Annotated in this window: 19 protein-coding genes; 9 read left to right on the top strand and 10 right to left on the bottom strand. The window is 70.6% G+C overall.

Translation table 11 applies throughout. The annotated features are described in order from the left end of the window. Positions 1–39: 39 nt before the first annotated feature. Entirely contained in the window at positions 40–666 is a 627-nt protein-coding gene (locus A6P39_RS24180) for a hypothetical protein (RefSeq protein ID WP_067040419.1), read from the bottom strand. Positions 667–857: 191 nt separating this feature from the next. On the opposite strand from A6P39_RS24180, the gene A6P39_RS24175 reads away from it, so the two are divergent. Next, a complete protein-coding gene (locus tag A6P39_RS24175) occupies positions 858–1,172 on the top strand; it encodes a hypothetical protein (protein ID WP_067040422.1) in 315 nt (104 codons plus the stop codon). Between the two features lie 69 nt (positions 1,173–1,241). Here the strand turns inward: A6P39_RS24175 and A6P39_RS24170 are convergent, their stop codons facing one another. The 3 genes from A6P39_RS24170 to A6P39_RS24160 all read right to left on the bottom strand — a co-directional run bounded on the left by A6P39_RS24170 (position 1,242) and on the right by A6P39_RS24160 (position 3,258). Beyond that, positions 1,242–1,838 carry a hypothetical protein gene (locus A6P39_RS24170; RefSeq protein ID WP_067040424.1) on the bottom strand — a complete coding sequence of 199 codons (597 nt, stop codon included), beginning with the start codon at positions 1,836–1,838 and terminating at the stop codon, positions 1,242–1,244. A 427-nt stretch (positions 1,839–2,265) separates the two neighbouring features. Then, positions 2,266–2,655 carry a hypothetical protein gene (locus tag A6P39_RS24165; protein WP_067040427.1) on the bottom strand — a complete coding sequence of 130 codons (390 nt, stop codon included), beginning with the start codon at positions 2,653–2,655 and terminating at the stop codon, positions 2,266–2,268. 93 nt (positions 2,656–2,748) lie between these two features. Continuing rightward, positions 2,749–3,258 carry a hypothetical protein gene (locus A6P39_RS24160; RefSeq protein WP_275883899.1) on the bottom strand — a complete coding sequence of 170 codons (510 nt, stop codon included), beginning with the start codon at positions 3,256–3,258 and terminating at the stop codon, positions 2,749–2,751. A 268-nt stretch (positions 3,259–3,526) separates the two neighbouring features. Between A6P39_RS24160 and A6P39_RS24155 the strand changes: the two genes are divergently transcribed. Beyond that, the gene (locus A6P39_RS24155) at positions 3,527–4,096 is read left to right on the top strand and encodes a hypothetical protein (protein ID WP_159396172.1); all 570 of its coding nucleotides are present in this window, start codon (positions 3,527–3,529) and stop codon (positions 4,094–4,096) included. Positions 4,097–4,106: 10 nt separating this feature from the next. Here A6P39_RS24155 and A6P39_RS24150 read toward each other — a convergent pair whose 3' ends face one another. Next, the gene (locus A6P39_RS24150) at positions 4,107–4,775 is read right to left on the bottom strand and encodes a hypothetical protein (protein ID WP_275883898.1); all 669 of its coding nucleotides are present in this window, start codon (positions 4,773–4,775) and stop codon (positions 4,107–4,109) included. A gap of 201 nt (positions 4,776–4,976) precedes the next feature. On the opposite strand from A6P39_RS24150, the gene A6P39_RS24145 reads away from it, so the two are divergent. Beyond that, positions 4,977–5,855 (top strand): slipin family protein, encoded by an 879-nt coding sequence (locus tag A6P39_RS24145; RefSeq protein WP_067053299.1) that lies wholly within the window; start codon positions 4,977–4,979, stop codon positions 5,853–5,855. Here the strand turns inward: A6P39_RS24145 and A6P39_RS24140 are convergent. Next, positions 5,755–7,005 carry an MFS transporter gene (locus tag A6P39_RS24140; protein ID WP_067053302.1) on the bottom strand — a complete coding sequence of 417 codons (1,251 nt, stop codon included), beginning with the start codon at positions 7,003–7,005 and terminating at the stop codon, positions 5,755–5,757. The two genes, A6P39_RS24145 and A6P39_RS24140, sit on opposite strands and share 101 nt — an antisense overlap. A gap of 107 nt (positions 7,006–7,112) precedes the next feature. Between A6P39_RS24140 and A6P39_RS24135 the strand changes: the two genes are divergently transcribed. Beyond that, positions 7,113–8,120: an ArsR/SmtB family transcription factor gene (locus tag A6P39_RS24135; RefSeq protein ID WP_067053305.1), complete on the top strand. Its 1,008-nt coding sequence runs from the start codon at positions 7,113–7,115 to the stop codon at positions 8,118–8,120. Next, the gene (locus A6P39_RS24130; protein ID WP_067053308.1) at positions 8,113–8,601 is read left to right on the top strand and encodes a glutathione peroxidase; all 489 of its coding nucleotides are present in this window, start codon (positions 8,113–8,115) and stop codon (positions 8,599–8,601) included. The genes A6P39_RS24135 and A6P39_RS24130 overlap by 8 nt, the downstream gene beginning before the upstream one ends. 146 nt (positions 8,602–8,747) lie before the next feature. On the opposite strand, the gene A6P39_RS24125 is transcribed toward A6P39_RS24130, so the two are convergent. The 3 genes from A6P39_RS24125 to A6P39_RS24115 all read right to left on the bottom strand — a co-directional run bounded on the left by A6P39_RS24125 (position 8,748) and on the right by A6P39_RS24115 (position 11,094). Continuing rightward, positions 8,748–8,939, bottom strand: a complete 192-nt coding sequence (locus tag A6P39_RS24125) for a DUF397 domain-containing protein (RefSeq protein ID WP_067053312.1) — start codon at positions 8,937–8,939, stop codon at positions 8,748–8,750. A gap of 189 nt (positions 8,940–9,128) precedes the next feature. Next, entirely contained in the window at positions 9,129–9,986 is an 858-nt protein-coding gene (locus tag A6P39_RS24120) for a helix-turn-helix domain-containing protein (RefSeq protein WP_067053315.1), read from the bottom strand. A gap of 352 nt (positions 9,987–10,338) precedes the next feature. Further along, the gene (locus A6P39_RS24115) at positions 10,339–11,094 is read right to left on the bottom strand and encodes a GOLPH3/VPS74 family protein (RefSeq protein WP_067053317.1); all 756 of its coding nucleotides are present in this window, start codon (positions 11,092–11,094) and stop codon (positions 10,339–10,341) included. A 195-nt stretch (positions 11,095–11,289) separates the two neighbouring features. Here A6P39_RS24115 and A6P39_RS24110 point away from each other — a divergent pair, with 195 nt between their 5' ends. Together A6P39_RS24110 and A6P39_RS24105 are read left to right on the top strand one after the other, a co-directional pair. Continuing rightward, positions 11,290–13,683, top strand: a complete 2,394-nt coding sequence (locus tag A6P39_RS24110) for a D-alanyl-D-alanine carboxypeptidase (protein WP_067053319.1) — start codon at positions 11,290–11,292, stop codon at positions 13,681–13,683. 196 nt (positions 13,684–13,879) lie between these two features. Next, complete coding sequence (locus A6P39_RS24105) at positions 13,880–15,751, top strand: glycosyltransferase family 87 protein (protein ID WP_199840969.1); 1,872 nt, start codon at positions 13,880–13,882, stop codon at positions 15,749–15,751. Positions 15,752–15,754: 3 nt separating this feature from the next. Here A6P39_RS24105 and A6P39_RS24100 read toward each other — a convergent pair whose 3' ends face one another. Further along, positions 15,755–16,594: a hypothetical protein gene (locus A6P39_RS24100; protein WP_067053322.1), complete on the bottom strand. Its 840-nt coding sequence runs from the start codon at positions 16,592–16,594 to the stop codon at positions 15,755–15,757. An 80-nt stretch (positions 16,595–16,674) separates the two neighbouring features. Between A6P39_RS24100 and A6P39_RS24095 the strand changes: the two genes are divergently transcribed. Together A6P39_RS24095 and A6P39_RS24090 are read left to right on the top strand one after the other, a co-directional pair. Next, on the top strand, positions 16,675–17,463 hold the full coding sequence (locus A6P39_RS24095) for an SDR family oxidoreductase (protein WP_067053325.1): 789 nt from the start codon (positions 16,675–16,677) through the stop codon (positions 17,461–17,463). A gap of 131 nt (positions 17,464–17,594) precedes the next feature. Further along, on the top strand, positions 17,595–19,163 hold the full coding sequence (locus A6P39_RS24090) for a sodium:solute symporter family protein (protein WP_067053648.1): 1,569 nt from the start codon (positions 17,595–17,597) through the stop codon (positions 19,161–19,163). Positions 19,164–19,311: the final 148 nt, after the last annotated feature.

Raw genomic sequence — 19,311 nt, 5'->3', positions numbered from 1 at the left:
CACTTTCCCGGCACCGGCTAAGGAGATCGTGCGGAAGCCTCAGGCGTGCATCTGTTCGCCGGTGGCCGAGCGGCGGCCTCCGTACGAGGTGACCAATGCGTCGGCGACGGCAGCCGCGTCCGCGTCGGCTACGTCCGCCGGGTACTCCGGCAGCAGGTCGTCCCAGACCGGCAGCCACGACCCATACAGCTGCGCCTGCCCCTCGGGCCGGGCGAAGAACCAGATGTGCAAGTGTGCGGCTCCGTCCCCGATTCGGTAGACGTGGGCTCGGGAGATGTGCGGTAGTTCCTGCACGTGGCGGACGATATGAGTGGTGAGCACCCCGAGTTCGGCGGCCATGTCGTCGGACAGATCCGCCATGTCGTAGTGGTCGCGGGAGTACAGCATCAGCACCAGGGGCACACCGACGCCCGTGACCCGGGCCAGTCGCCAGCGTTCGTTGAACCAGATGCCTTCGTCTCGGGCGCGGCAGACGTCGCAGTTCGACGGGTCCTCGCCGTGTCGTTCCGGCTCGGGCAGAACAGGTGGTCGCAGCGGTGCGACGCGAAGTCCATCAGGCTCGAACGGACTTATGTCCCAGCTGGTCATCCGAGCCAGCGGAAGCCGCAGCTCACCATCCGCGGCCGCACGTGCGTGGCCGTAGAACTCATCAGGTCGCAAAGCCATGATCGGAGACTAACCTGATCTGTCACCTCCTGACCGTGCCAGGGGCGTGCCAGATCGTGCGGCGAGCCACGGGTGTCGACACACGGGGAAGCTCGCCCGGCGCGCCAGGGATGAATCTCCGTGAGGTGCTCGCGGGCCCTTGCCTGCGGTCGTCTGCCGGAGGAAGATCCTTCCGGATCGAGGGAGATGTGATGCTGCGGTTCATGGACTGGTCCGTGGTCGCGACGGGGTTTGTGCTGGTTCTCGTCGGCCTCGGCAGCCGCCGGTGGGAGCGGGTCCGGGGGCGGAGGGACGAGCGCGTCGACCAGGGCATGCGCTTCCTCTGGGCTTGGCTCCCCCTCCTCCTGGGCCTGGGAATGATCTGCGCCAGGGTGCCGGGCCTGTTGCACGCGCCCCACTTCGTCGTCGAGGTCTTCGACGCGCTCAACTTCGGGCTGGCGCTCACGGTTCTGGGCTTCGTCCTCAGGCTGGGGTGTCGCTCCCTCCGGGCACGCAGCACCACGTGATGCGCGCAGGAGCCCTCCGCCCGCGGACTTCGTGCGGGCGGAGGGCTCCTGTGTGGTGCGGCCGGCCGGTCAGCCGATGGTCGTGATGCCGTCGGTGGTGACGGCCGGGCGGCCCGAGGTGCCGACCACGACGATCTTCAGGGTGTGTTGGGCGGAGCTGGACCAGGTCTTGGTCCAGATCGCCTGGCGGTAGAGGGTGGTGGAGGACTTCAGGTCCACGGTGGTGACCTTCGTGCCGTCGACGTAGATGTACGCCTGGCCCGAAGTGGAGGCCCGCGAGACGATCCAGGCCACCGAGCGCCCGGTGAAGGTCCAGCTGATCGAGGCCCCGGCGGACGAGGAGCTGTAGGAGTAGCCGCCCAGGTGGCTGGTGCCGCTCCGGTGTGTCCAGGTGCCGGTCCGGGTGGTGGAGGTCTCCTGGATGATGTTCGGCGTCCGGTAGACGGAGGCTCCAGCGGTGTTGCCGGCCGCGTCGTACACCTTCAGCGCGAACAGGTCCGACGAGCCGGGCTTGGCGCCGGTCGGCCAGGAGGTCACCGCCGGGCCGAAGGTGGCCGAGGACGGCGAGGCCGCCATGACCTTGGCGAGCGCCGCGTTGTCGGCGGCCTTCCAGGTCACCGTGACCGGGACCGCGGTGGAGGTCACCGTGCCGGTGCGCAGCTGCACGCCAGGAGCGGTCGGGAAGGTGGGCGCCGTGGTGTCGCCGGCCAGGGTGACCGGTGAGCTGGACGACGGCCATGCCGTCCGCGGTGATCTCCGGCTTCGACGTCCTGGTCGACGGCAAGGCCGTGGCGCACACCTCCGGCTCCGCTCGCTCCGCCTCGGTCTCGGTCGCCTCCGGCAGCCACACCGTCCAGGTCCGCGCCACCCACGTCCGCGGGTCGAACACGCTGTCCGGCTCTCCCCCATGGTCATTCCCTATCTCGCGACAGCACGGGTCTACGGGTCTGACGCAGCCCGAAAGCGCGACGGCGGCCTCGGGGCCATCAGCCCACGGCCGAAGGGGGAGGTGTGCGGGGACAGTTCGCCCCGCCCGCGCTTCCGCGAGGGTGAGCACGGGCGGACAGCGGAGTGGACGCCGGGGACGGTTCGGTCAGGAGCGGCCACCACCGCCGGCGGCGCGGTGGCCGGTCCCACCGACGGATTCACGGGCGCCGCCGCTCTGCGCGGCCGCGTGCTGCGTCAGCACTTTCATGATCTCCGAAGCCAGCACATCCGCCAGAGCGGGTGCGAGAGAATCTGCCAGTGCGGTCGCGAGGGTCTGCGCGAACAACACCCTTTCCAGTTCCGAGGAACGGGAGGGCGGCTGGGCCAAAGACGCCACGGTCGCTTCCATCAGGGCTGCCGCCAGCGGGTCCTTTCCATGCCTCACACCGGTGCCCGTATGCGAAATCCCGGCATCGCGCACAATTTCCTCGAAGACCTCGTCGACGAAGGCCTCCAAGGGGTCCCGTTCCGATTCTCCGCCGGATTCAGCTGCCATTGTGGTTCCTCAAGTCTTCGATTGCCGTACGGGGCCTGCCCCCCGATTCCGACGAATGCGAGGATCGGAGGGCAGGGGTGTCGCCATGTACTGTCAGCGCCGCATGAGTGCGGCCAGGAGCAGGGGGTTCTCGATCAGCGATTCACCGCGCTCCTCACGGCGGCGGCGCGCGAGCGCAGCGAGAAGGAGCGGGTGCTCGATGATCGACTCCTCGCCCCGCTCCTCCCGACGCCGCATCAGCGCGGCCAGGAGCAGAGGGTGCTCGATCAGCGATTCACCACGTTCCTCACGGCGGTGCCGCGCAAGCGCAGCGAGAAGGAGCGGGTGCTCGATGATCGACTCCTCGCCCCGCTCCTCCCGACGCCGCATCAGCGCGGCCAGGAGCAGAGGGTGCTCGATCAGCGATTCACCACGTTCCTCACGGCGGTGCCGCGCAAGCGCAGCAAGGAGGAGCGGGTGCTCGATGGCCGACTCCTCACCCCGCTCCTCACGACGGGCCAGCAACGCCGCCAGCAGGAGCGGACCGAGGCCGGATTCCTCGCCGAACTCTTCCTGGCCTGCCTCGGCCTTCTCCCGGGTGGGAGTCTCCGTCGTTGCCGTCATGTTTCCCTCTTTCTTCGGTGCATGACTCATGCGGGGCGCCCAGCCGTTCACCGGCTCTTCGCGCTCCGCCTTTCAGCGCCATCATCGAGTCGTGCGCCAATGACCGCATTTCGATCATGCGCCATATGGCCAGGGACAGGAGTGAATACCTGATTGGGCTCACGGCGTCACACCAGGGGTTTGCCTGGAATGCCGGGCGTGCCGGGTGTCGGTACGTTCGTCGCAGGTCGGTCGCCCGGCCGACGTCCGTGAGACAGAGAGAAGTGACATGCCCCCACGTACTTTTGCTGTGGTCGGCACCGGAGTGGGCGCGACCGCACTTGTCGTCGCCGGCATCACCTGCGCCTCGACCGCTGGATCCGCCTCGGCGTCCCCGTCGGTCCACCGGGCGGCGTCCCCGACCGTCCACCGAGCCGCCCGGCTCGTGCGGCGAGCCGTTCCCGCCGTGGCTCCCCTGGAGAGCAGGGGCGTAGGCGGAGAGAGGAACGAGGCGCGCGACGGCGGTGGACGCGGCCACGGCCGTGGCGGGGGCGAAGGCGGGAGGATCTACTTCAACGAACGTGCGTACTCCGCCTCCGCCGAGGGCTGCATCACCGCGACCGGCTCCAGCAGCTTCAGTGTGTTCAATGACAGCCGGAAGACCGTAGAGGTCTTCCGGGGCTTCAGCTGTGACGACGGTGCTCCGGTCGCCACCGTGGGCCCCCACGGCGAGACGTTCGGCGCTGTGACCCGTACCGACTACGGGGGCGCGACCGCCGCGGCCGGCTACGGGGGTGTATTCGGCGACGACGGTGTCGTGGGCAGCTTCCGGGTGTTCTGCGACCGCGGCGAGTGGTGACCATGTGCCCTCAGTACCGCTGTGCCTTCGCGACCTCGGCCTTCAGCTTCGGCTCGGGAGGCTCATGGCTGATGACGACGGGATGCACCGTCTCACCGGGCTTGACGTCGGAGGCGCCGACGTAGCGGGTCTCCACGACCTTCCCGCCGGAGTCGCGGAAGTCGACCTGGACCGCGAAGGACGCCTTCCCGGGCGTCGAGTTGCGGATGTTGACGTGCAGCGCGAGCAGGCCGCCCGTCTCCGACCGGGGCATGCCGGTGAGCGAGACGTCGGTGGCCGCGTTGCCCCGGCCCTGCACGTTGGCCAGCTCCTTGCGGGCCGCCGCGTTCGCCCGTTCGGTCGCGGCCGACACCGAGGCCTCGAACTCCGAGGCCCTGGCCGAGGCCGAGGAGGCCGCGGCGGAGGCCGACGCCCGGGCCGACGCCACGGCGGAGGAGGCGGCCGAGGACAGCGCGGAAGGCGGCGTACCGGAGAACGACGCCGTGACGGGCGGCGAGGGGCGGGGGCTGAACGACGTACTCCCGCTGCTCTTGCCGCCGCTGCCGCCGCCGCACGCCACGAGGGCCAGGCTTCCCGAAGCGGCCAGCACGACCGCCGCCGCGACGCCCGCGCCGCGGCGGCGTTGCTTTTGCCACGGTTGCCGCTGTTGCCGCCGCTGCCACCGTCCGCCTCGGGACATGCCGTCGACCATGGCATCACTTCCTTCGCCTTAGTACCGATATGTCTTGATCATCACGATTATGCCGCCGCACGGCTCACGGCCCCGCGACCGGACACGCGTCGGAGAGTCTTGACGCAGTCGTGACGCGGGGGCCGGATCCGTTCGGCCGTCCGGGGTGTCCTTGCCGTTGTCCGTGCTGGATGTGAGGAAGGGGATGCCATGGAAGGCACCGTGGTGGCGGTCGTCGTGGTGGCCGTGCTGGCGCTGCTCGTGCTGAAGAGCGGGATGCGGGTCGTCAACCAGGTGGAGCGCGGCGTGGTGTTCCGGTGGGGGAAGGCGCTGCCGGGCCATCGGCAGCCGGGGATCACGTTCCTCATCCCGTTCGCCGACCGGATGCGCAAGGTGAATGTGCAGGTCGTGACCATGCCCGTGCCCACCCAGGAGGGCATCACCAAGGACAACGTGTCGGTCAAGGTCGACGCGGTCGTCTACTTCCGGGTGGTCGACCCGGTGCGCGCCGCCATCGAGGTGCAGGACTACGTCTTCGCCGTCGGGCAGGTCGCCCAGTCCTCCCTTCGGTCCATCATCGGCAAGAGCGACCTGGACGACCTGCTGAGCGACCGGGAGCGGCTGCACGAGGGGCTGGCGCTGATGATCGACAGCCCGGCCGCCGGGTGGGGCATCCACATCGACCGCGTCGAGATCAAGGACGTCCAGCTGCCCGAGTCGCTGAAGCGGTCCATGTCGCGGCAGGCCGAGGCCGAGCGGGAGCGGCGGGCCCGGGTCATCACCGCCGACGGTGAGTTCCAGGCCGCGCAGCAGCTCGCCAACGCCTCCCGGATCATGTCCGACTCACCGGAGGCCATGCAGCTCCGGCTCCTCCAGACCGTCGTCGAAGTGGCCGCCGAGAAGAACTCCACCCTCGTGATGCCGTTCCCCGTCGAGCTGCTGCGCTACTTCGACCGGGCCGCGCAGAAGATCGACGCCGATCTTCACCTCACCCCGCCTCAGCCGACGCCGCCCGCGCAACCGGCTCAGCCCGCTCAGCCGGCTCAGAGCGCCGCGGCTCCGGCCGCGGAGAGCGACGGGCGGCCGTAGCCAGCGCCAGGGTCACCAGGACCGAGCCCGCCGCCATCGCCGTCATTCCCGCGGCGGGCGAGGTGGCCTGGGCCACCGTGCCGGCCAGCGCCGCGCTCACGCCCTGCAGGGTCAGCATGCCCGCCGAGTGCAACCCCAGTGCCTGACCGGCGAGTTCGCCCGGGGTCAGCTCCATCAGCCGCTCCTGCTGGACCAGACTCGCGCCGAAACCGGCCGACGCGAGCGTCACGCACACCATCGCCACCGGCAGCGGCGGGTACGCGGCGAACACCAGGTACGGCGTCGCCAGCAACAGCAGCAAGGGGGTTGCCATTCGGCGCCGCACCGCCCGCGGCAGCAGGCGGCCGACCGTCACGTCCCCGGCGAACATGCCGAACGCCCCGCAGGCGAACAGGGTGCCGGCCGCGTGCGGGGCGTACGACACGTACAGCGACTCGCAGCCGACCACCAGGCCGTTGGGCAGCCACAGGCCCAGATACGTGAGCCGGCGCGAACGGGACGACCACAGCAGGGCGTTGGTGCGCCAGGTCGCCGCCGCCGACGGCCGGCCCGCGGTGCGCGGCGGGCGGGCGGTCAGGGCGAGACGCAGCACCAGCGCCGCCGCCAGGTACAGGGCCGCCGACAGCAGCAGACAGACCCGTGGGGAGAGTGTGGTGAGCAGGACGCCGCCGGTGGCGAAACCGGCGATCTGCATCAGCCCGCTCATCATGTTGAACAGCGAACGCCCGGGCAGATAGGCGTTCTCGGCAGTCCCCTGCTCGGTCAGGATCTCGTTCAGCAGGCCCCAGCGGACCCCGCCGCCGAGCGACGCCACGAGCCCCAGCGCGAGGACGACCGCGAAGACGGCGCCGACGGGCAGGCCGGGCAGCGCCTGCACCGCCGTACCGGCCGCGAAGACCAGCGCGATCGCGGACAGGGCCGTACGCGGTGGCAGCCGGTCCGCGCCGGACAGCAGGACGGTCGCGCCCAGCACCTGGGCGAGCGAGGGGCCGAACATGCTCACCGCCGACAGCAGCGGGGAGCCGGTCGCCCGGTACACGAGCGTGGCGAGGGCCAGGCCGCCGACGGTCTGTGCGGCGGTCTGCGCGGCCGAGCCGAGGAAGAGCGGGGTGAACTCCGGGGTACGGAACAGGGATCGGTAGCCGGTCATGCCGGGAGTCTCGGTCGGCCCGCCACGGAGTCGCTATCGTTTCGCCGTCACGCGAAAGGCCGTACCGGCCGGACGGGGCGTACGACGGCGGTCAGGGGGAGGCGCTCGTGGGATGGTGGCAGCTCAACGCGGACACCCTGGCCCGGAGCCGGTTCGTGATCTCGCCGTTCGCCGAGACCTTCGCGTCGCTGAAGCTGCTGCATGCCGGTGCGGCGGCGCACCCGGGCGAGCACGCGTGGCTGAGCCGTCATCTGCCCGGCTACCGGGCGCTGCTGGCGGCGGATCCGGTGACCGGGCTGCTGGTGCGGGCCGGGCTCGGCCGGTCGTGGATCGCCGACTTCCTGACCCCCACCCCGCGCGGCGCGGAGCCGTTCGCCGACGAGGTCGCCCGGGTCCGCTCGACCGCGCCCGACGCGGCCCGCGCCCAGCTGCGCACCGCCGTCGCCGGCCCGCTCCCCGCCGGGCTGGACCGGGACGACCTGCCCGAGCGGGCGGCCGTGCTGCTGGAGTGGGTGTGGGAGGAGACCGTACGGCCGTACTGGGAGCGGCGCCGGCGGGTGCTGGAGGCGGATGTGGTCGCGCGGACGGCGCAGGTCAGCCAGGGCGGCTGGGCGAGCGCCCTGGACGCCCTGCGGCCGGGGCGGACGCGCTGGCTCGGCGACAACCGGCTGCAGATCAATCTGCACGAGTACCCGCCCCGCGAGATCTCCGGCGCCGAGCTGCTCTTCGTGCCGGTGACCGTGCAGCGGGCGGGGTGGGTGGCCTGGGAGGACGGGGTGCGGTACGCGGCGGTCTACCCCTGCTCCGGGGTCCTCGCCGACACCGGTGCCCGCAGCGTCCCGGCCGCCCTGAGCGCCCTCCTGGGTCCGGCCCGCGGCGCCGTCCTGGTCCTCCTCGGCTCCCCCATGAGCACCACCCAGCTGACCGCCGTGACCGGACAGGGCCTGGGCTCGGTGGGCCGCCATCTGAAGGTGCTGCGGGAGGCGGGGCTGGTGGCGCGGTGGCGGGCGGGGCGCTCGGTGCTGTACGGGCGGACGGCGGCGGGGGACGTCCTGGTGCGGGCGGCCGGTCAGGAGGGCCCGGAGGGGCAGCACGTAGCATCCGCTCATGACTGACGTGCTGAATGTCGAGATCGGAGCCCTCAGCGGTGGCTCCGCCAATCTGCCGCAGTACGAGGGCACGGCCGTGCTCATCGTGAACGTGGCCTCCAAGTGCGGCCTGACCCCGCAGTACTCGGGCCTGGAGCAGCTCCAGGAGCGCTACGCCGGGCAGGGCTTCACCGTGCTCGGCGTGCCCTGCAACCAGTTCCTCGGGCAGGAGCCCGGCACCGCCGAGGAGATCGCGGAGTTCTGCTCGGCGACGTACGGCGTGACGTTCCCGCTCACCGAGAAGGTGGAGGTGAACGGCGAGGGCCGGCACCCGCTGTACCAGCGTCTGGTGGGCTTCGCCGACGCCCAGGGGCACAGCGGGGACATCCGGTGGAACTTCGAGAAGTTCCTGATCGGCCGGGACGGCCGGATCGTGGCGCGCTTCTCGCCGCAGACCGAGCCGGAGTCGGCCGAGGTCGTCTCGGCGATCGAGGCCCAGCTGAGCTGAGCCGGGGCCAGCAGCGAGCCCTCTCGGCAAGGACGGCGACCGGTCGAGAGGGCCCTCTGGAGGTGTTGCTTTGCAGTTGTGCGTGTCGGTGGGCTCTGCGGACGCTGCGATTCCCGTCAGCGGCGCCGAAGGTCAGGGAGAGCCCCCTAGGCCTTGACCGAGGCCACGAAGGCGTTCCAGGCGCCGGCGGGGAAGTCCAGGACCGGGCCCTCGATGTCCTTGGAGTCGCGGACGGCCAGCTCGGCGCCGGTGGCCGTCTTGACCTCCACGCAGGCGCCGTTGCCCGCCGAGTAGGAGGACTTCATCCACGTCTCGGAAGCGCCCTGAATCAGTGCCATGTCCACTCCTGTTGCGAGTTTCGGTAGTGCGGTTCACGCCAACCTTGTCGACTGATTGGCGTGATCGACGCTACCGGGCAACTGCCCCTGCTGGAGTAGTCGTTCACTCGACCGGATGGCATATTCCGGGCGGGTCTTCCACTGGAGCGGACAGACGGTGTACGATCCGGCGCCTTCTGTGACGCAGGCTCAGTCCGCGTACTTTTTCGCCACGTCCGCAATGTATTGCCGGGATTGCTCCACATTGAGGGACTGTGCCCGCAAGTGCTCGTACATCACGGCGTACTTCTGCACGTCCTGCGCCTTCTCCAGGTACAGGTCGCTGGTGACGCCCTCCAGGTAGACCACGCTGGAGTCGGCCGCGTCGGTGAACTCCAGGATCGCGTACTGGCCGTTGAGCCCCGGATGGGCGCCCACCTCGAACGGCAGCACCTGCACGGTGACGTGCGGCAGCTGGGACATCTCGATCAGGTGGTCGAGCTGCTCGCGCATCACCAGCTTGCTGCCGACGACCCGGCGCAGCGCCGCCTCGTCGAGCACGACCCACAGCCGCAGCGGGTTGTTCTCGGCGGTGATACGTTCCTGTCGGCGCATGCGCACCTGGACCCGCTTCTCGATGTCGGCCGGCGAGGTCTCCGGCAGGGCGCCCTGGACGAGGGCCTCCGCATAGGCGCGGGTCTGCAACAGGCCGGTGACCAGCTGGGGTTCGTACACACGCAGCGACTCGGCGTCGGTCTCGAGCCCGATGTACACGCTGTACGGGATGTCCCCGAAGGTGTGCCACCACCCCTGTTGCCGCGAGTCGCGGGCCATCTCCATCAGCGAGTCGACGATCCGCTGGTCCTCGACCTCGTACACCCCGCACAGGTCGCGCACGTCGCGCTGGCTGATGCTTCTGCGGCCGTTCTCCAGGCGGCTGATCTTCGACTGCGAAACGAGCAGCCGTTCCGCAACCTCCTCGGCCGTCATGCCCTTGAGCTCGCGGAGCCTGCGCAGCTCCTGGCCCAGCCGGCGCCGCCTGACGGTGGGATTGACATTGGACGCCACGGGACGTGCACCTCCGGCTGCCTGCCTGTTGCTTAACACTTTCCGTATCTGCTGTTGAGCAGACTGCCACCAAGGTGCTTTCTACCGCTGGGAAACGAGGGATATGCGGCGCGTGCACGTCAGTTCGCCACCGTCCGCCACCCATTGGGGTGCCGCAGCCGCCACAGGGGGCGCGGACGGCACGGACGGCACGGACGGCACGGACGGCACGGACGGCACGGACGGCACGGACGGCACGGACGCAGTCGAGCGGGGCGGTGAGACCACGAGGATCTCACCGCCCCGCTCGAACCAGCGGCTCCCGAACCCGGCCTGGGGGACCGGAATTACAGCTCGTACGGCCCGTTGCGGCTCAGTGGGCGACGGCGCGTGCCATGGACCCGCGGTGCGGCTGCATCGGAACCCCGCGTGCGGGTTCCGCCGCGGCCCTGGCGCCGGCCGCGCCCTGCCGTCCGGTGGCGGCGGGTCCGCGGCGCGGCTGTGCGACCGCACCGTTCTGCACGTCCATCACGGCGTGCGCGACGAGCCCGCCCATCGGATCGTGCCGGATCAAGTCCCGCAGCCGGGAACGGGACGAGCGTCCCTCGTTGCCCGGATACAGGTGCTTGCCGAGTCCGACGGCGTGCGCCAGCGCGGCGAGCGCCGCGGTCCGCGGGTCCGGCGGTACGCCGGTGCGGATCGCGGAATCCAGCCGGGACCTGATCTCCCGGCTGATGGCGGTGTCCGTCGCCTGGTAACGCGTCGTCGGCAGCACCCCGCACATCTGACCCGGTACGGCGGCGACCATGCCGCACCGCTCCAGGTGCGAGAGGTACGTCTGACGGAGCCCCAGCCGGGGCCCGCCGATCCAATGGACGGCACGCACCGGAGCGCCGCGCCTTCGCAGCAACTCCAACGCGCAGTCCAGAGTCGGATCTCCTGTCGGCCGTGGCACCACCACGGCGATACGATCCCCGTCTGGGGCTATCCGTCCGGCCAGCGCCAGCTCCACTAGCTGTGCTCCGGCCAGACCGAGGTCGAGCGACTGCGGCTGTGCAGTGGTACCCGTGGCCGGGTCCAGTGCCAGCAGCAGAAGCTCCTCCGGAAGTGTTCTGCGGCTCCTGCCCATCCATGCCTCCCCGCGTGGATGAATGACAGGGTGACCCCTCTCACATTGGTCTGTCGAGGGCGCGTGACCGGTTCGTGAGGGAACCGGTAGGTATGTCGTTCTCGTCTACCGCAGGGGCCAAGCCCTCACACAGGACACTGGTACATGGTTCGGACAGGGCGCGCCGATGGGCGTGCGGCGCATGAGGAGGCATCGGTGGCGGGCGAGTCCCCCGACAGGTCGAAGCAGCGCGAGTCGTCGGTGGAACCGACGTCGGGGAGCGGGGGTTCGGTTCCCGAGGGCCGTGATCCGCGCCTCGCGGTCTCGCGGGAAAAGGATTCCTCGGAGTCCCCGGGCGGCGGCGTGGACACGGCGACGAAGACCCTGACGGTACGGGACGTCGCGAAGCCCGGCGAGAAGACCGACGAGAAGACCGACGAGAAGACCGACGGGGTCAGGGCCGACGCCGGCACCGAGGACCGCGAGACCCCCGAGGAGGACGCCGCCCTACGGGAGGCGGTCTCGGCATGGGTACGGGGGACGCCCGCGAAGGGCGCCGATGACGCCGACGCGGACGCGGACACGGACGCGGAGGCCGACGCAGTTGCGGGCGCGAAGGAGTCCGACGGCTCGAGCGCTGCCGCCGAGGCCGACACGGAGGCCACGGCGGACTCTGACGACGGTGCGGAGGCGAAGGCCGCTGCCGACGGCGACACCGACGCGGACGCCGACGCCGACGGTGACGCGGAGACGGACGGCGCCATAGACACGGCCGCCGACGGGAAGGCGGAGGCAGAGTCGGAGGCCGACGCGGAAGCCGAGCAGGCTGATGACGAGGCTGACGCCGAGGCCGCTGGGCAGGCCGAAGCAGAGCCCGGGACTTCTGACGCCGAGGGTGGCGAGGACGCAGCCGAGCCGGCGGCGGACGGTGACGAGCCGGGGGCCGCCGACGGTGGGGACGACCCACAGGGGGCGCCCGCAGCCGACGACGCAGACCGCACGGGTGGTGCGGGTGAGAGCGAGGAGACCGAAGGCGGAGCCGAGGCGGGAGCCGATGGCGTCGATCAGCCGACCGCCGTCTTCAAGGCCCTCCGGCGGCCTCAGGTCGATCAGCCCACGACCATGCTCAAGTTGGGCGGCACCGCCAAGGCTCCCGAGTCCCCCAAGTCCTCCGAGTCCTCCGAGTCCCCCAAGTCCTCCGAGTCGGACCCCGAGCGCACCAGCAAGTTCGTCGCGCTCAAGCCCGATCTGAGGGAACCCAAGGCTGACGTCACCGCCCCCGTCCCCCAGGTCGGCCCCGAGCGCACCACCCAGCAGCCGCTCCCGCCCAAGCCGCCGCTGGACCTGCTGGCGGAGCTGACGAACACCCCGCCGCCCCCGGAGACCCCGGTCCGCACGATCGTGCGCCGGGTCAAGATCTGGACCCCGCTGGCCCTGCTCCTGGCGGTCGTCTTCGCGGTCGTCCAGGCGGTGCGCCCGCTGCCCTCCCCCACCCTCGCGCTGACCGCCAAGGACAGCTACACCTTCGACGGCGGCACGGTGAACCTGCCGTGGCCGGGCGAGGGCCAGGGCTGGATGGACGGCGACGGCGTCGGCACGATGGGCCGCTTCGGCACGCAGACCCCCGTGGCCATCGGTTCGGTCGCCAAGACCATGACCTCGTACATCATCCTCAAGGACCACCCGCTGAAGCCGGGCGAGGAGGGCCCGAGGATCAAGGTGGACTCGCAGGCGGAGAAGGAGGGCGGCTACGACAAGAGCGGCGGCGAGTCCACCCTCAACACCGTCAAGGCCGGCCAGTACCTCACCGAGAAGCAGGCCCTGTCGGCCGTCATGATCCCCTCCGCGAACAACATCGCCCGGCTCCTGGCGCGCTGGGACGCGGGCTCGGAGGCGGCGTTCGTCAAGAAGATGAACGCCACCGCCAAGGAGCTGGGGATGACGCGCACGACGTACACCGACCCCTCGGGCCTGACGCCGTCCACCGTCTCCACGGCCGAGGACCAGGTGAAGCTCGGCCGCGCGGTCGTGAAGAACCCGGCCCTGGTCGCCATCACCAGCGCGGCCAGCTGGACGGACCCCTCCGGCCGCAACTGGTCCAATGTCAACGAGCTGCCGTACAAGATCGGCGCGATCGGCATCAAGACCGGCAGCACCACCGCGGCCGGCGGCAACCTGCTCTTCGCCTCCCGCAAGACGGTCGGCGGGCAGACCGTGACGATCGTCGGCGCGATCCTCGGCCAGCACAAGGGGCCGTCGATCCTCGACACGGTCAACGCGGTCAGCAAGACCGCGCTGCTCGCCGCCCAGGACGCGCTGACCTCCTCGACGATCCTGAAGAAGGGTGACGTGGTCGGCTACGTGGACGACCAGCTCGGCGGCCACACCCCGGTCGTGATCACCAAGGACGTCACCGCGGTCGGCTGGTCCGGCCTGAAGGTGAAGCTGTCCTTCGCCTCCGGCACCGTCCCGCACACCGCGAAGGCCGGCACCACGGTGGGCACGCTCACCGTGGGTGACGGTTCGGCCGGATCGGTGAAGGTCCCGGTGGCCCTGCAGCAGGACCTGGCCGAGCCCGGTTTCGGCGCCAAGCTCGGCCGCCTGGGCTGACCGCGTCCCTTCCGGCACACCCCCGCACCCCGTCGACGGAGCCCCACCCGGGAGCCCCGCGGCGGGGTGCGTGCTAGCGTCACGAATCGGGGCAGGTCGCCGGTCACGGACACGGCGGCGAACTGGACGAGAAGCGGCCGGGAACACTCAGGGACACGGCCGAGAACAGAAGACGGGACACGGGGAGTGCCTTCAGGTGGCCACAGCGGAGCCGACACGCGCCGACGACGCCGATCCGGGCCCGGGGACCGCCCCGGGAGCCGGGCCGGGGTCCGGCCCGCGAATACGCGTGTCCACGACCGGCACCGGTAGCCGTAACGGCAGACTCGCGCGGCTCCTCATCGCCGCCGAACCCCTGCGGCAGCGCATGCTCCGGCATCCCGTGCTGTCGGTCACGGCTCTCGCGGGCATCCTGCACATCCTCTGGGTCTTCACGTTCGCGAACAGCGGCGGCGATCTCGCGGCGCAGGACGCCTGGGCGGAGTTCGTCGGCCGGCACCCGGACTCGGCGTACAACCTCGCCTGGTACGGCGGTATGCACCCGGTGTCGTACAGCGTCGTCTCGCCGTATCTGATGGCCGTCCTCGGCGTCCGTACGACGATGATGATCGCCGGGACCGTGTCGGCGGGCCTGCTGACGCTGGTCCTGATCCGCAGCCGGGCGGTGAAGAACCCGCTGTGGGCCTCGCTCGCCGGGGTCCTCGCGTTCATCGCCAACGCGGTGTCCGGGCGGGTGACCTTCGGGCTCGGCACGATGTTCGCGCTCGGCGCGGTCGCGGCCGTGTTCTGCTGGCCGTACCGGTGGCGGCACAGACGCTGGGCGAAGGCGGCCGTGGCCGGCTCGCTGGCCGGGCTGTCCACCATGGCCTCGCCGGTCTCGGGGCTGTTCGTGGGTCTGGTGGCGGTCGCGCTGTTCCTGCAGAAGCGGCGGCCGGGTGCCTGGGCGCTGGGGCTCGCCCCGACGGTGGTGGTCGCCGCCTCGTACTTCCTGTTCCCGTTCTCCGGCACCCAGCCGATGACGTTCGGCTCGGTGATCATGCCGCTGCTGTACGGCCTGCTGTGCCTGTTCCTGGTGCCGAGGCAGTGGGTGACCGTCCGGCTGACGGCGGCCGTCTACAGCGTCGGCGTGGTGCTGGTGTGGCTGATCAACTCGCAGATCGGCTCGAACATCTCGCGGCTGCCGATGCTGTTCGCGGGTGCGGCGCTGATCGCGGCGCTGCCGTTCACGGTGCCGAAGTCGCGCAAGTGGTACCTGACCGTGCTGGCGTTCCTGGGATTCGTCGGCTGGATCGGCTTCAAGTCGGTCGACGACATCATCCACACCACGCCGGCCGCGTCCTGGGCCCGGGAGCTGGCGCCGCTGGTCAACCAGCTCCAGAAGGTCGGCGCCGAGAAGGGCCGCGTCGAGGTCGTCCCGGCCCGCTCGCACCGCGAGGCCTCCGCGCTCGCGCCGTACGTCAACCTGGCGCGCGGCTGGAACCGGCAGGCCGACATGGAGCGCAATCCGCTCTTCTACGACGACACGCTCAACTCGGCGAACTACCACGAGTGGCTCCAGCGGTGGGCCGTGCACTTCGTGGTGCTGCCGAAGGACAACCCGGACGGGGACGGCGGTGAGCGGGAGCGGGCGCTGCTGCAGCGCGGGATGCCGTACCTGAGGCAGATCTGGGGCGACGCCAACTGGCAGCTGTTCAAGGTGACCGATCCGACGCCGCTCGCCGAGCCGAACGCGGTGGTGGACCGGGCCGACCAGGGCGAGATGACGCTGGAGGTGCACAGGGCCGGGCGGATCCTGATCCGGATCCCGTACTCGCCGTGGCTGAGCATCGTCGACGAGCACGGCAAGAGCGTGAAGCCGCCGCAGGAGACGAAGGCCTCCAAGCACCGGGCCGACGGCACGCCGAAGTCGTACGACAACGTCAACGGGTGTCTGATGGAGACGCCGCAGGACGCCAAGGGCGACAAGTGGACGGTGCTGCTGGCGCCGAAGGCGGGGACCTACCGGCTGGCGGCGCCGTACCAGCTGCCCCGGGGCACGCCGTGTCCGGACGAGCTGAAGACTCCGTGAGGTTCAGCGGAGCCGGTCGACGTACCTGTCCGTCCCCGGCACCGTCGGGATGAACGGGGCCAGCAGTTCCAGGCGGCCGAGGCCCGAGGCGGAGATGTCCGTGTCCCGGCCGGTGAAGCGGGTCTGCCAGCAGTCCCGCGGGTCGCTCTCCAGGAACCACAGCAGGGTCAGCCGGGTGTCGACGCCCTCGACCTGCTTGACGTAGGTCATGCGGTCGCCGGGCAGGGGCGTGGGCCGGAAGACGGTCACCATGGCGGCCTCGGAGCCCGCGAGGCGGCGGGGCAGGTCGCGGGTGCGCAGCCACCGCAGGAGTTCCGTGCGCTGCTCGGGCGAGTCCGCGTCGATGACCTCCAGGACCAGGCCGGCGTACGGATGGTCGAGGGCGTGGAAGTCGCGCGGGCCGGCCGCGCCGTCGCGGTAGACCGTCGTCTCGTGGTCCTGGAAGGCCGTGAAGACGTGGGTGCGGGCGTGGTGGACGCGGGCGTCGCGGTTGAGGCGCTTGTTGATGGCGACGGTCCACTTCATGTGGTCGTCGTAGCGGCCGGCGGTGATCCAGTAGGTGGAGAGGTAGCAGCCGGCCGTCACCGGCTGGGCGACCGCCGACTTCTCCGGGAGGCGCAGCAGCTGCAGGTCCCTGGTCGCCACCCACCGCCGTCCCGCGTACATCCAGGGCATGGCCATCGCGCCGGCGTAGTAGTGGTCGTCCTCGTACCAGCGGTTGTAGGCGTACTCGTGGCCGGGGTGCGGCTCGACCATGGTGATCAGGGCGTGGCCGGGGCGGACTCCGTAGGGGCCGACGGCGGCCAGTTCGGCGTACAGCTCGCTGCGGGTGTCCTCGCTCATGCGGATCCCCTTCCGTCCTCCTGCGGTCGCCCATACTCTGACGCTCCGTCAGGTAATGCGCCATAGCCCGGGAGGTACGGATGTCCCTGCTCACCGGAAAGACCGTCGTCGTCTCGGGGGTCGGCGCCGGGCTCGGCCACCAGGTCGCCGCGGCCGTCGTACGGGACGGCGGAAACGCGGTCCTGGGCGCCCGCACCGAGGCGAACCTCGCCAAGAGCGCGGCGGAGATCGATCCCGGCGGTGCGCGCACGGCGTACCGGGCGACGGACATCACCGACGAGGGGCAGTGCGAGGCGCTGGCGGCGCTGGCGAGGGAGCGGTTCGGGGGGATCGACGCGGTGGTGCACGTGGCCGCTTGGGACTCGTACTTCGGGGGGCTGGAGGACGCGGACTTCACGACGTGGCAGTCGGTCATCGACGTGAACCTGCTCGGCACACTGCGGATGACCCGGGCCTGCCTGCCCGCGCTGCGGGAGGGCGGAGGCGGGTCCGTCGTCATCATCGGGACGCAGTCGGCCGTCGCCGCGCCCTCGCAGGTGCGGCAGACGGCGTACGCCGCGTCGAAGGGGGCGCTGACGAGCGCGATGTACTCCCTGGCGTGGGAGCTGGGGCCGCACCGCATCCGGGTCAACACCGTCCTGCCGGGCTGGATGTGGGGCCCGCCGGTACAGGCGTACGTCAGCTTCACCGCGCAGACGGAAGGGGTGCCGGAGGCGGAGGTGCTGGGGCGGCTGACGGAGCGGATGGCACTGCCGGAGCCGGCGACGGACGGGGATGTGGCGGACGCGGCGGTGTTCCTCGCCTCGGACCGGGCGCGGGCCGTCACGGGTCAGTCGTTGCTGGTCAACGCGGGTGAGCTGATGCGGTGATCCGAGCGGTCGGCGACCCTGTCGACAACGTTCATGTAGATGAACCATAGTCATCAAGCAGAACAATTTTGCTGTGACTTGACCTTACGCTTGCTTGTCGTGTTCATGTGGCCGCACCCACGATCGAGCACATGAACAGTCTCGACTGGGCCGTGCTCATCGGCTACTTCGGTGTGATGGTCGCGATCGGCGTCTGGTCGCACAAACGCGTGGACAACGTCTCCGACTTCTTCACGGCCGGCGGCAAGATGCCCTGGTGGCTGTCCGGCATCTCGCACCACATGTCGGGCTACAGCGCGGTGATGTTCACCGGGTACGCGGGGATCGCCTACACCTACGGCGTCACCTCCTTCGTGACCTGGTCCTTCCCCATCGCGCTGGGCATCGCCATCGGCTCGAAGCTGTTCGCGCCCCGCATCAACCGGCTGCGCTCCCGCCTCCATGTGGCCTCTCCGCTGGAGTACCTGAAGAACCGTTACAACCTCTCCACGCAGCAGGCCCTCGCCTGGTCGGGCATGCTGCTGAAGATCGTCGACGTGGGCGCCAAGTGGGCGGCGATCGCCACCCTGTTGTCGGTGTTCACCGGCGTCACGCTGAACCAGGGCATCCTCATCACCGGCGCGATCACGGCCGTGTACTGCACGATCGGCGGCCTGTGGGCGGACGCGCTGACCGAACTCGGCCAGTTCGTCATCCAGTTGCTGGCCGGTGCCTCGATGTTCGTGGCGGTCGTCCTGAAGCTGCACGACAAGCACATCGGGTTCTTTGACGCGTGGCACCAGCCGGCCCTGCACGGCCACGGCAAACCGCTCGTCGGCCCCTACGGCACCGTCTTCCTCCTCGCCTTCCTCTTCATCAAGCTCTTCGAGTACAACGGCGGCATGCTCAACCAGGCCCAGCGCTACATGGCGACGGGCAGCGCGCACGAGGCCGAGCGCTCGGCGCGGCTGTCGGCGGCCTTGTGGCTGGTCTGGCCGGTCGTCCTCTTCTTCCCCATGTGGATGTCCCCGCTCCTGGTGCACGCGCACAAGCCGGACGGCTCCGACTCCTACGGCCTGATGACCGAACAGCTGCTGCCGCACGGCCTGCTGGGCCTGGTCGTCGTCGGGTTCTTCTCCCACACGATGGCGATGTGCTCCTCCGACGCCAACGCGATCGCCGCCGTCTTCACCCGGGACGTGGCGCCGGTCCTGTCGGCGCGGGCACGGGCGTGGGGCGAACGCTCGGGCCTGATCGCGGCCCGTGTGACGACGGTCGTCTTCCTCGGCCTGTCCATGGCGGTGGCGACCCAGGTCAACTCCCCCACCTTCAAGGACATCATCACGGTCGTGATCAAGTGGGTGGCCGGTCTCATGGGCCCGATCGCGATCCCGATGATGCTCGGCCTGCTCCGCCCGTTCCGCCGTTCCGGCCCGACCGCGGCCCTCACCAGCTGGGCGGCCGGCCTGCTGGCCTTCTGGCTGGTCAACTACCCCGTCAACTGGCACGTCTCCGGCGGCGTCCCCCTCCAGTACCAGGTCTCGGTCCCGCTGGCGGTGTCCCTGGTCCTGTACATCGCCATCGGTTACCTGAAGCCGGAGGACACCCCCGATCGCCTGGCGGTCATCGAGAGGGTCAACGGCGACGGGGGCACGGTGGCGGCCGTGCCGGTGCCGGCGGGGGCGGGGGACGACGCGATCGGGGCACCGGTGACGGACTGACCCCCAGTGACCTGGGGCCTAGTGCCCCGGCAGGCAACGTTTGCCCGTCAAGGAGCGGCGTCCGGTGCGTGCTCTCGGTGTGCCGGCCGGATGCCCTCGTACTGGACGTACTTGGGCTTCCGGGCGGTGCGGCGAGAGTGCGTGCCGG

Origin of the sequence: Streptomyces sp. FXJ1.172, from assembly GCF_001636945.3 — a bacterium.
Taxonomy (GTDB): Bacteria; Actinomycetota; Actinomycetes; order Streptomycetales; family Streptomycetaceae; genus Streptomyces.
Note: the sequence above shows the minus strand (reverse complement) of the source record. Positions and strands in the feature narration are given on the sequence as shown.